The organism is Actinomadura luteofluorescens, from assembly GCF_013409365.1.
Classification (GTDB): domain Bacteria; phylum Actinomycetota; class Actinomycetes; order Streptosporangiales; family Streptosporangiaceae; genus Spirillospora; species Spirillospora luteofluorescens.
In genome coordinates this window covers 309,648-323,881 of record NZ_JACCBA010000001.1, presented here as the reverse complement: position 1 = coordinate 323,881, position 14,234 = coordinate 309,648, and the positions used below count along the sequence as shown (strand labels likewise).

9 protein-coding genes and 3 rRNA genes are annotated in these 14,234 nt (G+C 67.1%); 5 read left to right on the top strand and 7 right to left on the bottom strand.

Features of this window, described 5'->3' with window-relative positions; translation table 11 throughout:
• Nucleotides 1–96: 96 nt before the first annotated feature.
• From BJY14_RS01480 to BJY14_RS01465, 4 genes are all read right to left on the bottom strand, one after another.
• Nucleotides 97–411, bottom strand: coding sequence for a hypothetical protein (locus BJY14_RS01480; RefSeq protein ID WP_179841908.1), 315 nt, complete (start codon nucleotides 409–411; stop codon nucleotides 97–99).
• A gap of 605 nt (nucleotides 412–1,016) precedes the next feature.
• On the bottom strand, nucleotides 1,017–1,472 hold the full coding sequence (locus BJY14_RS01475) for a GNAT family N-acetyltransferase (protein ID WP_218904991.1): 456 nt from the start codon (nucleotides 1,470–1,472) through the stop codon (nucleotides 1,017–1,019).
• 165 nt (nucleotides 1,473–1,637) lie between these two features.
• Nucleotides 1,638–2,111 carry a DUF2752 domain-containing protein gene (locus BJY14_RS01470; protein WP_246395750.1) on the bottom strand — a complete coding sequence of 158 codons (474 nt, stop codon included), beginning with the start codon at nucleotides 2,109–2,111 and terminating at the stop codon, nucleotides 1,638–1,640.
• Between the two features lie 2 nt (nucleotides 2,112–2,113).
• The gene (locus BJY14_RS01465; RefSeq protein WP_179841907.1) at nucleotides 2,114–2,401 is read right to left on the bottom strand and encodes a CD225/dispanin family protein; all 288 of its coding nucleotides are present in this window, start codon (nucleotides 2,399–2,401) and stop codon (nucleotides 2,114–2,116) included.
• A 660-nt stretch (nucleotides 2,402–3,061) separates the two neighbouring features.
• On the opposite strand from BJY14_RS01465, the gene BJY14_RS01460 reads away from it, so the two are divergent.
• The 3 genes from BJY14_RS01460 (at nucleotide 3,062) to rrf (ending at nucleotide 8,412) form a co-directional block, all read left to right on the top strand.
• Nucleotides 3,062–4,581 (top strand): 16S ribosomal RNA (locus tag BJY14_RS01460).
• Nucleotides 4,582–5,025: 444 nt separating this feature from the next.
• Nucleotides 5,026–8,138: ribosomal RNA gene (locus BJY14_RS01455) — 23S ribosomal RNA — on the top strand.
• A 157-nt stretch (nucleotides 8,139–8,295) separates the two neighbouring features.
• A 5S ribosomal RNA gene (gene rrf, locus BJY14_RS01450) occupies nucleotides 8,296–8,412 on the top strand.
• Together the 16S, 23S and 5S rRNA genes form the textbook arrangement of a ribosomal RNA operon.
• Before the next feature lie 96 nt (nucleotides 8,413–8,508).
• Here rrf and BJY14_RS01445 read toward each other — a convergent pair.
• A complete protein-coding gene (locus tag BJY14_RS01445; protein WP_179841648.1) occupies nucleotides 8,509–9,801 on the bottom strand; it encodes a hypothetical protein in 1,293 nt (430 codons plus the stop codon).
• On the opposite strand from BJY14_RS01445, the gene BJY14_RS01440 reads away from it, so the two are divergent.
• Nucleotides 9,739–10,635 (top strand): hypothetical protein, encoded by an 897-nt coding sequence (locus BJY14_RS01440; protein WP_312878900.1) that lies wholly within the window; start codon nucleotides 9,739–9,741, stop codon nucleotides 10,633–10,635. The genes BJY14_RS01445 and BJY14_RS01440 overlap by 63 nt on opposite strands.
• A gap of 105 nt (nucleotides 10,636–10,740) precedes the next feature.
• Nucleotides 10,741–11,907, top strand: coding sequence for an alkaline phosphatase PhoX (locus BJY14_RS01435; protein WP_179841906.1), 1,167 nt, complete (start codon nucleotides 10,741–10,743; stop codon nucleotides 11,905–11,907).
• A 7-nt stretch (nucleotides 11,908–11,914) separates the two neighbouring features.
• Here the strand turns inward: BJY14_RS01435 and BJY14_RS01430 are convergent, their stop codons facing one another.
• Together BJY14_RS01430 and BJY14_RS01425 are read right to left on the bottom strand one after the other, a co-directional pair.
• On the bottom strand, nucleotides 11,915–12,853 hold the full coding sequence (locus BJY14_RS01430; protein ID WP_179841905.1) for an MBL fold metallo-hydrolase: 939 nt from the start codon (nucleotides 12,851–12,853) through the stop codon (nucleotides 11,915–11,917).
• An 18-nt stretch (nucleotides 12,854–12,871) separates the two neighbouring features.
• A complete protein-coding gene (locus BJY14_RS01425) occupies nucleotides 12,872–14,221 on the bottom strand; it encodes a DUF1015 family protein (RefSeq protein ID WP_179841904.1) in 1,350 nt (449 codons plus the stop codon).
• Between the last annotated feature and the right edge of the window lie 13 nt (nucleotides 14,222–14,234).

Below are 14,234 nucleotides of genomic sequence, written 5' to 3'. Positions count from 1 at the left end.
CGCACGCCGCCGGCCCGGTGGCCCTCTAGGACGGTGCCCCTGCCAGGGGCAGGGGCCATCTCACGCACCGCGAACGCCACCGGGAGAGTTCGGCGATCAATGCGTCCGCGTGGGCGTCGCCGCGGCGACGGCCCGTGTGCACGCCTCCGTCGCGGTCGCCGCCGGCAGCCCGGTCAGCGCCATCACGAACTGGCACACCGCCTTGGCGAGCGCGGGCGGGACCGACTTGGCCAGCGTCTCGGTCACCTGGCAGACCTGGGTCCGCGCGGCGGAGGACTGGTTCTGTGCCGCGAGATAGGCCGTGCAGGCCGCCGCGTCGGCCTGCGCCGGCGCCGAGACGCCGACCAGAGCGGTGACGGCCAGGGTGCCGGCCGCCGCGACGGCGGCGATCCGGGAGGAGAACGCTTTCATGGTGATCACTCCTTTTCACTGGGGTGGCACCACTCTGCGCGCGGATCACTTCTTGCGTACATGGCGCTACATGGAGTCACTCGTCACCGAGCGTCGTTTGGGCCGCACCCTTCGGCTATGCCCTGCGGGAAAGCCCTGGTCATAACCGCCTGACCGCTGTCTGGGCATTAGTCCCGCGTCCCACCACGCACTGAGAGCCAGAGAACTCCTCCAGGCCCGCCGACTGCTCAAGTGCCATGGAAGACCACGCCATTCGGTCGCCGTGCCACAAGCCCCGTGCGCCGTGAGGACGCGCGCCTGCCGGGCCGTCAGGTTCGTGTGCCGCCCCGGCGATGGCATCGTGAAGCACCGGACACCGCCATGATGGATCACCTCCCGCGGGGAGGAGCCCGCCGAGCGGCGCGACGCCGGCGCTCAGCGTGCGGTGGCGACCGCGACGTGGGCAGTGGAGGACGCGCGGCGATCCGGGAGAGCTGCGGCGGGCACGCCGGTTGACGTGCCCGCCCAGAGGAGACTTCGTGCAGCACCGGACGCCGCCCAGAGGAGACTTCGTGCAGCACCGGACGCCGCCCAGAGGCAGCGACGCTCCTTGACGACTCGGGGCCTCAGCTCAGCGGAAGCTCCACGGTCACCTCGTCCCCCTCGACGATGAGCGTGGCGCCCGCGCCCTCCAGCAACCCGCGGGCGCCGCGGTTGCCCGCCGTCGTCGAGGCGAGGAGCCTCGCCGCTCCGCTCGACCGGGCCTCGGCCAGCAGCAGAGCCGTCACCCTCGCGCCGATCCCACGGCCCCGGGAAGAGCGGCTCAACCAGATCCCCGCCTCCACCGCGTCCCCATCAGGCTGCAAGCGTGCCGCCCCGGCCGCTTCGCCGTCGACGTCGACCACCCACGTACGCTCCACCGCCGTCGCCGAATTCAGGCACCTCGCGCGGTGGAACTCCAGGAACGCCGCCCGGCGCTCAGGGGTCCAGCCGGGCGGGCCGCCGACCGGCGGCATCACTTCCAGAGGGTCCGCGCCGGCCACGGCCGCATCGAGCAGCCGCGCCAGTGCGGGCTCGTCCAAAGGAGTCAAGGCTATTTCGCTCACATACGGAGTCTGGTAGGAGGGAGTGGACCTGCGCGAACGAATTTCGCCGAGCTCGTCCGGCGCCCGGCATGGGCGAGGAGGCGACTCAGGTCGTGCGGGGCGGTCCCGGTCGCGGATCGCCCGGCCGTTGGCCGTTCGTGGTCAGGCGGCCAGAGCCGATCCGACCGGCAGGTTCCTGATCAGCCAGAAGAGAAGGATGGCGCCGAACAGGACCCAGATCAGCGCGGGGTGCGCCACCTTCGTCCTCACCGGACGATCCAGGGCGCGGGCTCTGGCCCAGCGGAGCCAGAAGAACGCCAGGACGGGGAGCATCGCGACGGTCAGCACGTTCAGGCTGAAAGCCTCGTGGAGATGACCGTGGGCGAGCGCGTGGACGGTGCGCATCGATCCGCAGCCCGGGCACTGGAACCCGGTGAGCGCGAGGAACGGGCAGGTCGGGTAGTGCCCCGCCTCATTGGGATCGACGGCTGCGACGTACAGGACGGCCGTGACGCTGAGGATCAGCACCCCGCCCGGCCGCAGCAACCGGACGGCGAGCGGCTGTCCGGCACCGTCCGGTACCTCGGGGACCAGCCCGCCCCGCGAGAGCGGGGCGGGCCGGGACTCGTTCGTCATCGTCAGCTGCTGTTCCCCAGCAGGGCGATGACGAAGTAGATGGCGCCGACGACCACGCCGAGGACCGCGGACACGATCGCCCAGGTCTTGGCGTTGTTGGACGACTTCAGCGCACCGGCCTGGTCGCCGGCCTGCCACTTGGAGTTGACCTGGGCGGCGTACACGATGGACACGACGCCCGCGGGCAGGCAGCAGAGGATCGTGGTCGCGATCGCCCACGGGAGGTGGTTCGGGGGCGGGGAGCCGGCCCCGGAGGTGGGGGGCGGCGGGGGTGCGGGTGGGTAGGCCATGTCGGTACCTCTCCTGCTTGGGCTGGGTGATCTACTTACGTAGATGGTGACAGGCCACGCCGGGTTCCCCCAATACGCCGCAACCTGGCAGGGGACCGTCCTGCCGGGGCGCCGATTTGACGAGGGGGCTCAGGCCGCGTAAGTTAACCCCTCGTCCCCTCACGGATGCAGGACGCCCGCATGGCGGCCGGCCGAAGCACGGGGAAATCACCTGCGTACCAGCCGACACGGTTTCGCCGTGCCTGCCGTGCCGTGGTGGGTCGGAAAAGCTCGATTTTGACAATCGGGCCGGATCTGATGAAATAGCACCATCGCCGGAAAGGGACCGCGCAAGCGGAACCGGAATGGCGTATCGGAAAAGCCCGGAATTGACAGTCCGGGCGGATCTGATAAAGTAAGTCGAGTCGCCCCGGAGCGGGAAACGCGAAAGCGGATCCGGCGCGGTGGGTGTCCGTTTCTTGAGAACTCAACAGCGTGTTAAAAGCCAGTGCCTTTATCGGCTCGGTCATTGTTTGGCCGGGTCGCCCCGTGCCGCCCTGCTTTGTGGGGTGGTGGGGATTTCTTTGAGGCAATGCCGTCCCCTTTGTGGGGATGGTGATGCTGGGATTGTTTCCTGAGGTTTGGCTGGTCGGGGTTCGCCCCCTGGCTGGTCGTTGGACCTTGATGGAGAGTTTGATCCTGGCTCAGGACGAACGCTGGCGGCGTGCTTAACACATGCAAGTCGAGCGGAAAGGCCCCTTCGGGGGTACTCGAGCGGCGAACGGGTGAGTAACACGTGAGCAACCTGCCCCTGACTCTGGGATAAGCCCGGGAAACTGGGTCTAATACCGGATATAACCACTGGTCTCATGATCGGGTGGTGGAAAGTTTTTCGGTTGGGGATGGGCTCGCGGCCTATCAGCTTGTTGGTGGGGTGATGGCCTACCAAGGCGACGACGGGTAACCGGCCTGAGAGGGCGACCGGTCACACTGGGACTGAGACACGGCCCAGACTCCTACGGGAGGCAGCAGTGGGGAATATTGCGCAATGGGCGGAAGCCTGACGCAGCGACGCCGCGTGAGGGATGACGGCCTTCGGGTTGTAAACCTCTTTCAGCAGGGACGAAGCTAACGTGACGGTACCTGCAGAAGAAGCGCCGGCTAACTACGTGCCAGCAGCCGCGGTAATACGTAGGGCGCAAGCGTTGTCCGGAATTATTGGGCGTAAAGAGCTCGTAGGCGGTTTGTCGCGTCTGTCGTGAAAGCCCACGGCTTAACCGTGGGTCTGCGGTGGATACGGGCAGACTAGAGGCAGGTAGGGGAGAATGGAATTCCCGGTGTAGCGGTGAAATGCGCAGATATCGGGAGGAACACCGGTGGCGAAGGCGGTTCTCTGGGCCTGTACTGACGCTGAGGAGCGAAAGCGTGGGGAGCGAACAGGATTAGATACCCTGGTAGTCCACGCCGTAAACGTTGGGCGCTAGGTGTGGGGTCCTTCCACGGATTCCGCGCCGCAGCTAACGCATTAAGCGCCCCGCCTGGGGAGTACGGCCGCAAGGCTAAAACTCAAAGGAATTGACGGGGGCCCGCACAAGCGGCGGAGCATGTTGCTTAATTCGACGCAACGCGAAGAACCTTACCAAGGCTTGACATCGCCGGAAAACCATCAGAGATGGTGGGTCCTTTTGGGCCGGTGACAGGTGGTGCATGGCTGTCGTCAGCTCGTGTCGTGAGATGTTGGGTTAAGTCCCGCAACGAGCGCAACCCTCGTTCCATGTTGCCAGCACTTCGGGTGGGGACTCATGGGAGACCGCCGGGGTCAACTCGGAGGAAGGTGGGGATGACGTCAAGTCATCATGCCCCTTATGTCTTGGGCTGCAAACATGCTACAATGGCCGGTACAGAGGGCTGCGATACCGTGAGGTGGAGCGAATCCCTTAAAGCCGGTCTCAGTTCGGATCGAAGTCTGCAACTCGACTTCGTGAAGTCGGAGTCGCTAGTAATCGCAGATCAGCAACGCTGCGGTGAATACGTTCCCGGGCCTTGTACACACCGCCCGTCACGTCACGAAAGTCGGCAACACCCGAAGCCCGTGGCCCAACCACCTTGTGTGGGGGGAGCGGTCGAAGGTGGGGCCGGCGATTGGGACGAAGTCGTAACAAGGTAGCCGTACCGGAAGGTGCGGCTGGATCACCTCCTTTCTAAGGAGCACCAACTGGCCAGGTCGCCTCGTCAGAGGGATCTTGGTCGGTGGCCGCCGTTGACAGCGAATGTCTGTCAGGTGGCTGCTCATAGATGTGGAGCACTGGCTACTCAGCTCACCGCGTGTGTGAGCCGGCAAGTACCGTCCTTCGGTTTCGGCTGGGGGAAGGGGAACGGCGGTTTCAGGCGGGTGGTGGGTTGGACACGCTGTTGGGTCCTGAGGGAACGGGCGCGAGCTCGACCTCGGACTACGGGACCAGGACCACATTCCTTGATTGGGGTGTGGTTTTGGTGGGCCCGGTTGTTTTTTGAGAACTGCACAGTGGACGCGAGCATCTCTGGTAGATGATGAGAGCACGTTCGAAGAGATTCCTCCTTTTGGGGAGGGTGTTTTCGGGTTTGTTTTTGTTGTTTATCTGCGATTTGTTCTGATCGTTTTGTGTGTTCAAGTTTTTAAGGGCATACGGTGGATGCCTTGGCATCAGGAGCCGATGAAGGACGTGGGAGCCTGCGATATGCCTCGGGGAGTCGGCAACCAGACTTTGATCCGGGGATTTCCGAATGGGGAAACCTGGCACCCGTCATGGGGTGTCGCCGCCTGCTGAATGTATAGGCAGGTTGGTGGGAACGCGGGGAAGTGAAACATCTCAGTACCCGCAGGAAGAGAAAACAATAGTGATTCCGTGAGTAGTGGTGAGCGAAAGCGGAGGAGCCTAAACCGTGCGCGTGTGATAGCCGGCAGGCGTTGCGTGTGCGGGGTTGTGGGACCACCCTGGTTCAGCTGCCGCTGAATCGAGGAGTTATAAACCGCTGGGATAGTCGAATGGCTTGGGATGGCCGACCGTAGACGGTGAGAGTCCGGTAGACGAAATTCGAGTGGCTTCTGGGTGTGTTCCCGAGTAGCACGGGGCCCGTGAAATCCCGTGTGAATCTGCCACGACCACGTGGTAAGGCTGAATACTTCCTGATGACCGATAGCGGACCAGTACCGTGAGGGAAAGGTGAAAAGTGCCCCGGTGAGGGGTCGTGAAATAGTACCTGAAACCGTGTGCCTACAAGCCGTCAGAGCCTCCTCAGCAGGGACTTGTTCCTTGTTGTTGGTGATGGCGTGCCTTTTGAAGAATGAGCCTGCGAGTTATGGTGTGTGGCGAGGTTAACCGGTGGCGGGTAGCCGTAGCGAAAGCGAGTCTGAATAGGGCGTTTTTAGTCGCATGCTGTAGACCCGAAGCGGAGTGATCTAGCCATGGGCAGGGTGAAGCGCCGGTAAGACGGTGTGGAGGCCCGAACCCACCAGGGTTGAAAACCTGGGGGATGACCTGTGGTTAGGGGTGAAAGGCCAATCAAACTCCGTGATAGCTGGTTCTCCCCGAAATGCATTTAGGTGCAGCGTCGCGTGTTTCTTGCCGGAGGTAGAGCTACTGGATGGCTGATGGGCCCTACCAGGTTACTGACGTCAGCCAAACTCCGAATGCCGGTAAGTGAGAGCGCGGCAGTGAGACTGCGGGGGATAAGCTTCGTAGTCGAGAGGGAAACAGCCCAGATCATCGGCTAAGGCCCCTAAGCGTGTGCTAAGTGGGAAAGGATGTGGAGTTGCTGTGACAACCAGGAGGTTGGCTTAGAAGCAGCCACCCTTGAAAGAGTGCGTAATAGCTCACTGGTCAAGTGATTCCGCGCCGACAATGTAGCGGGGCTCAAGCACACCGCCGAAGCCGTGGCATTGACACGTAAGTGTTGATGGGTAGGGGAGCGTCCTGTATCCGGTGAAGCCTCGGGGTGACCCAGGGGTGGAGGGTGCGGGAGTGAGAATGCAGGCATGAGTAGCGAATCACACGTGAGAAACGTGTGCGCCGGATGACCAAGGGTTCCTGGGGCAGGCTAATCCGCCCAGGGTAAGTCGGGACCTAAGGCGAGGCCGACAGGCGTAGTCGATGGACAACGGGTTGATATTCCCGTACCCGCTGGTATGCGCCAACGCTGAATCCTCTGATGCTAACCACCCGAACCATGCTTCGGGCCTTCGGGCTTGTTGTGTGGGGAGCGTGGGGCCCGAGGGGGTAGTAGGTGAGTGATGGGGTGACGCAGGAGGGTAGCTCAGCCCGGGCGATGGTTGTCCCGGGGTAAGGCTGTAGGGAGAGAGATAGGTAAATCCGTCTCTCACGTATCCTGAGAGCTGATGCCGAGCCGTTTTAGGTGAAGTGAGTGATCCCATGCTGCCGAGAAAAGCCTCTAGCGAGTGTACCGGCGGCCCGTACCCCAAACCGACTCAGGTGGTCAGGTAGAGAATACCAAGGCGATCGGGTGAACTGTGGTTAAGGAACTCGGCAAATTGCCCCCGTAACTTTGGGAGAAGGGGGACCTCGCCCGGTGATGGCATTTGCTGTCTGAGCTGGGTGGGGTCGCAGAGGCCAGGGGGAAGCGACTGTTTACTAAAAACACAGGTCCGTGCGAAGTCGTAAGACGCTGTATACGGACTGACGCCTGCCCGGTGCCGGAACGTTAAGAGGACCGGTTAGGGGGACTTGTTCCTTCGAAGCTGAGAATCTAAGCGCCGGTAAACGGCGGTGGTAACTATAACCATCCTAAGGTAGCGAAATTCCTTGTCGGGTAAGTTCCGACCTGCACGAATGGCGTAACGACTTCCCCGCTGTCTCAACCACAGGCCCGGCGAAATTGCAGTACGAGTAAAGATGCTCGTTTCGCGCAGCAGGACGGAAAGACCCCGGGACCTTCACTATAGCTTGGCATTGGCGCTTGGAGCGTCTTGTGTAGGATAGGTGGGAGACTGCGAAGCCCAGACGCCAGTTTGGGTGGAGTCATTGGTGAAATACCACTCTGGTCGTTTTGAGCGTCTAACCCGCACCCGTGTATCCGGGTGGGGGACAGTGCCTGGTGGGTAGTTTAACTGGGGCGGTTGCCTCCCAAAATGTAACGGAGGCGCCCAAAGGTTCCCTCAGCCTGGTTGGCAATCAGGTGGCGAGTGCAAGGGCACAAGGGAGCTTGACTGTGAGACGGACGTGTCGAGCAGGTGCGAAAGCAGGGCCTAGTGATCCGGCACCTACGTGTGGAAGTGGTGTCGCTCAACGGCTAAAAGGTACCCCGGGGATAACAGGCTGATCTTCCCCAAGAGTCCATATCGACGGGATGGTTTGGCACCTCGATGTCGGCTCGTCGCATCCTGGGGCTGGAGTAGGTCCCAAGGGTTGGGCTGTTCGCCCATTAAAGCGGCACGCGAGCTGGGTTTAGAACGTCGCGAGACAGTTCGGTCCCTATCCGCTGTGCGCGTAGGAGAATTGTGAGGGTCTGTCCCTAGTACGAGAGGACCGGGACGGACGAACCTCTGGTGTGCCAGTTGTCCCGCCAGGGGCACGGCTGGTTGGCTACGTTCGGTCGGGATAACCGCTGAAAGCATCTAAGCGGGAAGCCTTCCTCGAGATGAGTTCTCCCACCCCGTCAGGGGTGTAAGGCCCCCGGTAGACGACCGGGTTGATAGGCCGGAGATGGAAGCGCGGTAACGTGTGGAGTCGACCGGTACTAATAGGCCGAGTGGCTTGAACACACTGAACGTTCAGAGTGAATTGCTGCGAGAAATTGTTCGCGTCCCTGTGTGGTTCCCAGGAAACAACTGGGTTCCCGTGTGTTGTTGATAACTGAATTTTTTCGAGCCGAATGGTTCGGACGTGGATTTGCCCACCTGCGGGTGGTGCGTTGAGACGTTCGGTGGTTTTGGCGAGGGGGAAACACCCGGTCCCATCCCGAACCCGGAAGTTAAGCCCTTCAGCGCCGATGGTACTGCATGGGAGACCGTGTGGGAGAGTAGGACACCGCCGGACTTGAATTGGTCGAGGGTCGCCCCGGAATTCGCGGGGCGGCCCTCGACGCATGTCGTGGCCCTGCCGAAGTAGGCTGAAGAGTCCACCGAACCAGCATCAAGAACAGTGACGGACGTGATGAGCGCGGAAGAGGACGGCCGCGGCGACGACAGCCGCGAGCGGCGGGGCGGCAACGGACGGCGGGACACGCCGGCGCGTCGTGGGGGCGATGCCCGCGGCGGCCAGGGAGGGCCCGGGGCCCGCAAGAGCGGCGGCCCCCGCGGCGGAGGGTTCCGTGCCGGCGGCCCGCAGAGCGGGCGCGGCCGTCCTGGCGGCGGGCAGGAGCGGGACGCGCGCGGCAAGCGCGACGACCGCAAGCCCGGCCGCCCGTTCAAGCGCTCCGACGAGCGACGTGATGATCGGCGTCCTGAATCCCGTGAGGGCCGCCCGGAAGGCCGGCCTGGCACCGAGCGCAAGGACAGCCGGTTTTCCGGCCAGCGCGACGAGCGTCGGGACTCCCGGTTCTCGGGCCAGCGCGGCGAGCGTAAAGAGGGCCGATCCTTCGGACCTGGCGCTGAGCGTCGGGACTCCCGGTTCTCCGGCCAGCGCGGCGAGCGTAAGGAAGGCCGATCCTTCGGACCTGGCGGTGAGCGTAAAGAGGGGCGCTTCTCCGGGCAGGGCGGCGAACGCAAGGAAGGCCGGTTCTCTGGTCCGCGCGGTGAGCGTAAAGAGGGCAGGTTCTCCGGGCAGGGCGGCGAGCGTCGGGACAGCCGGTTCTCTGGTCCGCGTGGTGAGCGCAAGGAAGGCCGATCCTTCGGTCCCGGCGGTGAGCGTAAAGAAGGACGCTACTCCGGCCAGGGCGGTGAACGTAGGGACGGGCGCTTCTCTGGCCAGGGCGGTGAACGTAGAGACGGGCGCTTCTCCGGGCAGGGGGGCGAGCGTCGGGAGGGGCGTCCCTCCGACAACCGTGCGCCTCGTGCCGGCCAGGGCGGCGGCGGGCCGCGCAGGGAAGGGCGCCCGGGCGGGTTCCAGGGCTGTGGCGGTCAGGGTGAGCGAAGCTCCCAGGGGCGCCCGCAGGAGCGCCCGTTCAAGGGCCGTCGTGATGAGCGCGACGAGCGCCGTCCAGGTGGGCGGAAGTTCGAAGGCAAGCGTGAAGGACGTCCGGGAGAGCGCGACAAGCCGTTCAAGGGCCGCGGTGGACCGAGGCGCCCCCAGGACGGCGAACGCTCCTACGGACCGCCCCGCGATCGCCGCGAGCGGCCGGCGCGGTACGAGGAGCGTGAGCGTCCGGCGCCGAAGCACGACGATCCGCTGCTGCCCGAGGACGTCACCGGCGACGAGCTGGACGTGGAGGCCCGCGAGGAGCTCCGCACGCTGCCGAAGGACCTGGCGGTGAAGGTCGCCCGGCACCTGGTGATGGCGGGCCGTCTCGCCGAGGACGAGCCCGAGCAGTCCTTCCGGCACGCAAAGGCGGCACGGCGGCTCGCGTCCCGCGTCGGGATCGTGCGGGAGGCCGCGGGGATCGCGGCCTACCACGCGGGCGAGTGGGCGGAGGCGCTCGCCGAGCTGCGGGCCGCGCGGCGGCTCGGCGCCGGCGACTACTCCTACCTGCCCGTCATGGCCGACTGCGAGCGCGGTCTCGGGCGGCCCGAGCGCGCCCTCGACCTGGTCAAGTCGCCGGAGGCGGAGAAGCTGGACCCGGCGGGGCGCGTGGAGCTGCGCATCGTGGAGTCGGGTGTGCGGCGCGACATGGGCCAGACCGACGCGGCCGTGGTGACGCTGCAGATCCCGGAGCTGCGCGACCGGCGGCTCCGGCCGTGGTCGGTGCGGCTGTTCTACGCCTACGCGGACGCGCTCGCCGAGGCGGGGCGCGAGAGCGAGGCGTCCGACTGGTTCGCGCGGGCCTCCGCGGCGGACCGCGACGGGGAGACCGACGCGGCCGAGCGGTACGCCGAACTCGAAGGCCTCGAGATCCTCGACACCGAAGAGGACGAGGAAGAGGCCTCCGGCGAGGTCCGCGCGGAGGAAGCCGCCGACGTCCACGTGGAGGAACCCGCCGAAGCCCCGGCGGAGGAGTCCGCCGAGGAGCGGGAGCCGGATCCCGTCGAGGCGTCGGCGACCGACATCGCGTTCCGGCCCGCCGAGCCCGAGGTGCTGGACGCGCCCGACGAGGGCGCGCCGGAGGCCCCGGCGGTCTTCCTGGAGCCGAAGCAGAGCGACGAGGAGCGGCCTCCGGCGGACTGACCTCCGGTACTTGACTGGCGGGTAGCTTTCCCGGATATTCACGGGACCGCGCCGTTCGGGGGGCCGCCGGATGCGTCCGGCGGAGACCGACTCTTTGGAGTTGCCATGCCCTTGGACCGACGCACGTTCCTGCGCGCCGCCGCCGTGGCCGGCGGGACGACCGCCTTCTCGGGCGCCCTGTGGCAGCGGGCCTTCGCCTCGGGGCCCGCGCAGCCCGGCCCGGGCCCGTACGGGCCGCTGCTGGCCGCTGACGGCAACGGGGTGCAGTTGCCGCAGGGGTTCACCAGCCGGGTCGTGGCACGCTCGCTGCAGCGCGTCGAGGGAACGAGGTACACGTGGCATCCCGCACCCGACGGGGGTGCGTGCTTCCGCGACGGGGACGGCTGGATCTACGTCAGCAACTCGGAGGTGCCCGCGGTCGGCGGGGTGTCGGCCATGCGGTTCGACGCGTCCGGGAAGGTCACGTCGGCGTACCGGATCCTGAACGGCACCTCGCTGAACTGCTCCGGAGGGGCGACGCCGTGGGGGACGTGGCTGTCGTGCGAGGAGCACGACCTCGGCCTCGTCCACGAGACGGACCCGCGCGGGCAGAAGGGCGCCGTGTCCCGCCCGGCGCTGGGCCGGTTCAAGCACGAGGCGGCGGCCTCCGACCCTGAGCGCAAGGTCGTCTACCTCACCGAGGACCAGTCGGACGGCTGCTTCTACAGGTTCCGGCCGCAGACCTGGGGCGACCTGTCGTCCGGGACGCTCGAAGTGCTGGTCGGCTCCGGAACGGGCCCCGTCCAGTGGGCGAAGGTGCCGAACCCCCAGGTGTGGCTCACGCCGACCAGAAACCAGGTGGACGGCGCCATGCGCTTCCACGGCGGTGAGGGCTGCTACTACTCGCGGGGCGTCTGCTACTTCACCACCAAGGGCGACAACCGCGTGTGGGCGTACGACGCGGCCGCCGCGCGGCTGGACATCGCCTACGACGACGACCTCGTCACAGGCGGGGAGGCGCCCCTGCACGGGGTCGACGCGGTGACCGCCACGGCGTCCGGCGACCTCTACGTCGCCGAGGACGGCGACAACATGGAGGTCAACCTCATCACCGCCGAGGGGGTCGTGACGCCGTTCCTGCGCGTGCTCGGCCACGACGAGTCGGAGGTGACCGGGACGGCGTTCAGCCCGGACGGGTCGCGCCTGTACTTCTCGTCCCAGCGCGGCAAGAGCGGATTCATCGCGGGAACGGACGGCTACACCTTCGAGGTGACCGGCCCGTTCCGCCGCTGACGCGTCGCTAGGCCTGCCGGCCGAGGGAGTGCATGATGCCGGCGACGTTGCTCTCGGCGCTGCTGAGGATCTCGTACTTGGCGGCCAGTTCCGGATCGATGTCGTCGCCGACGGCCGAGTAGCGGCCCCTGGTGCGGTCGACGACCATCGCGACGGCGTGGTCGAGGTCCAGGCCCTGGTCGCGGGCGTCCTTGACGGCGTCCACCCAGATCCGCAGTTCCTCCGCCGAGCGCTCCAGGGTGTCCTCGACCTCCTGCACGGGCCCGTAGTGCGCGAACAGCAGCCGCTGCGGGCCCAGCGACCGGAACTTGCCGAGCGACTCCAGCGCCGTGCCGAGGTCGAAGTCCGGGGGCGGCGTGGCGGGCAGCACGTCCGCCGTCTCCGGGACGTAGATGCCGGCGGCGTCGCCCACGTAGAGATCGCCGGTCTGCGAGTCGACCAGCCCGACGTGGTGCTTGGCGTGGCCGGGGGAATAGTGCGACTCCAGCCGCCGCCCGCCGCCGAGGTCGATCACGCCGGTGTCCTCGACGGCGCGGATCCGCGCCGCGTCCGTGGGCTTCAACTCGCCGAACAGGGTGTCGAGGGCGTCCCCGTAGATCATGCGGGCGCTGCGCATGAGGCGGGACGGGTCGGCCAGGTGCCGGGCGCCCTTCTCGTGGACGACGATCTCCGCACGCGGGTACATGCCGGCGATGTCGCCGACGCCGCCCGCGTGGTCGAGGTGGATGTGCGTCACGACCACGCTCGCCAGGTCGTCCGGCCCCACGCCCATCTCGCGCAGCGCGGCCTGGACGACGGGCGCCGAGCCGGACGTGCCGGGCTCCACCAGGCACGGCCGGTCCGAGAGGATCAGGTATCCGGCGGTGATGCCGGTGTAGCCGGCCATCCGCGTGTCGATCTCGTAGACGTCCCCGCCGAGCGGCGTGATCGTGGTCGTGGTCTCCATGCCCCGATCATGCCCCGGTCACGGCGGCCGCGGGGCGTCCGGGTCGAGGAGGCGCAGGACGAGGCCGGTGCGGGGCTTGGGACCGAACGAGGTGGACTTGCGCGGCACGCGCTCGCCCCCGCCGGCGACCGCCAGCACGTCCTCGACCTTGAGCGGGTTGAGGATCACGGCGGTCCCGCCGCTGCGGCGGGCGCGGGCGACGGCCGCCGACGGATCGTCGTGCACCACCTCGATGGCGTTCTCGTTCTCGGGGACGCCCCAGACGCCGCCGATCAGCAGATGGTCGAGGACGGCGGTGTCGAGGGCGCGCCAGCGCGGGGAATGCTCGGGCGGCATGGCCTCGCGCAGGGCGTCCGCGTCGGGACCGGTGAGCAGGTGCAGGGAGTCGCCGCCGCCGAGGAGGAACGCGGGCCCTTCGGCGCGGGCGAGCGCGTCCAGGGCCTCGTCCTCGTCCTGGAAGCCGGTCACGGTGAAGACCTGGCCGGCCTTGTCCAGCGCGATGTCGGGCCTGAGCCCCGGGAGCACGCGGTGGATGGCGCCCAGGTGCGGCGGGTAGCGCGTCGAGTCGACCAGCAGGGCCAGCCCGGCGTCCCAGGGACCGGGGCCGTCGCCGGCCGCGTGGCGGCGCGCCTGGAGGGCGCGGTAGGTGGCGTAGCGGTGGTGGCCGTCCGCGATGAGGGCCTGCTTGCCGCGCAGGTCGGCGGCCACCCGCGCGTGCAGGGCGGGATCGGTGACGCGCCACAGCCGGTGCGTCAGCCCGTCGTCGGCGTCGAACTCCATCAGCGGCGTCCCGGCCGCGGCGCCGTCGACGACGCCGGCCGCGTCCCCGCCGCCCTCGTACACCAGGAAGATCGGTTCCAGGTTGGCGTTCGCCGCCGCCATCAGCGCGAGCCGGTCGCGGACGGGGCCGGGGAAGACGTTCTCGTGCGGCAGCACGACGCCGTCGGACTCCGCGCGCAGGCCGAGGCCGCCGATCAGGCCGCGCTGCAGGACGGTCGCGCCGCGGGCCGCCTCGTAGACGTACAGGGCCGGTTCGGGGTCGACGGTGAGCGCGCCGCGGTCCAGCCAGCGGCGCAGCCGGCGTCCGGCGGCGTCGTAGGTCTCCCCGGCGGCGCGCGGCAGGTTGAGCCGGATGATGTTGTGGCCGCCCTCGGCGAGCAGCCGCAGCGCCGCCGCCTCGTCGATCAGGTCGTACGGCGGCATGGTCACCGACGCCGGGTCGCCGGCGACCTCGGGGACGAAGCGGACGCCGCGGAACGGGGCCAGCTCCAGGCCGCCGCCCGTGCGCGGGGCCGCCGTCCCGAAGACGCGTGCGCTGAACTCCTCCGGGTCGAGACCGGAGGAGAGGTCGTCGTCCACGCTGGGCATGCTATTCACCGGA

What these genes read in the sequence shown, in the direction of transcription:
- BJY14_RS01480 (WP_179841908.1), bottom strand. Translation starts at nt 411, where the DNA reads ATGAAAGCGTTCTCCTCCCGGATCGCCGCCGTCGCGGCGGCCGGCACC.
- BJY14_RS01470 (WP_246395750.1), bottom strand. Translation starts at nt 2,111, where the DNA reads ATGACGAACGAGTCCCGGCCCGCCCCGCTCTCGCGGGGCGGGCTGGTC.
- BJY14_RS01465 (WP_179841907.1), bottom strand. Translation starts at nt 2,401, where the DNA reads ATGGCCTACCCACCCGCACCCCCGCCGCCCCCCACCTCCGGGGCCGGC.
- BJY14_RS01435 (WP_179841906.1), top strand. Translation starts at nt 10,741, where the DNA reads ATGCCCTTGGACCGACGCACGTTCCTGCGCGCCGCCGCCGTGGCCGGC.
- BJY14_RS01430 (WP_179841905.1), bottom strand. Translation starts at nt 12,853, where the DNA reads ATGGAGACCACGACCACGATCACGCCGCTCGGCGGGGACGTCTACGAG.
- BJY14_RS01425 (WP_179841904.1), bottom strand. Translation starts at nt 14,221, where the DNA reads ATGCCCAGCGTGGACGACGACCTCTCCTCCGGTCTCGACCCGGAGGAG.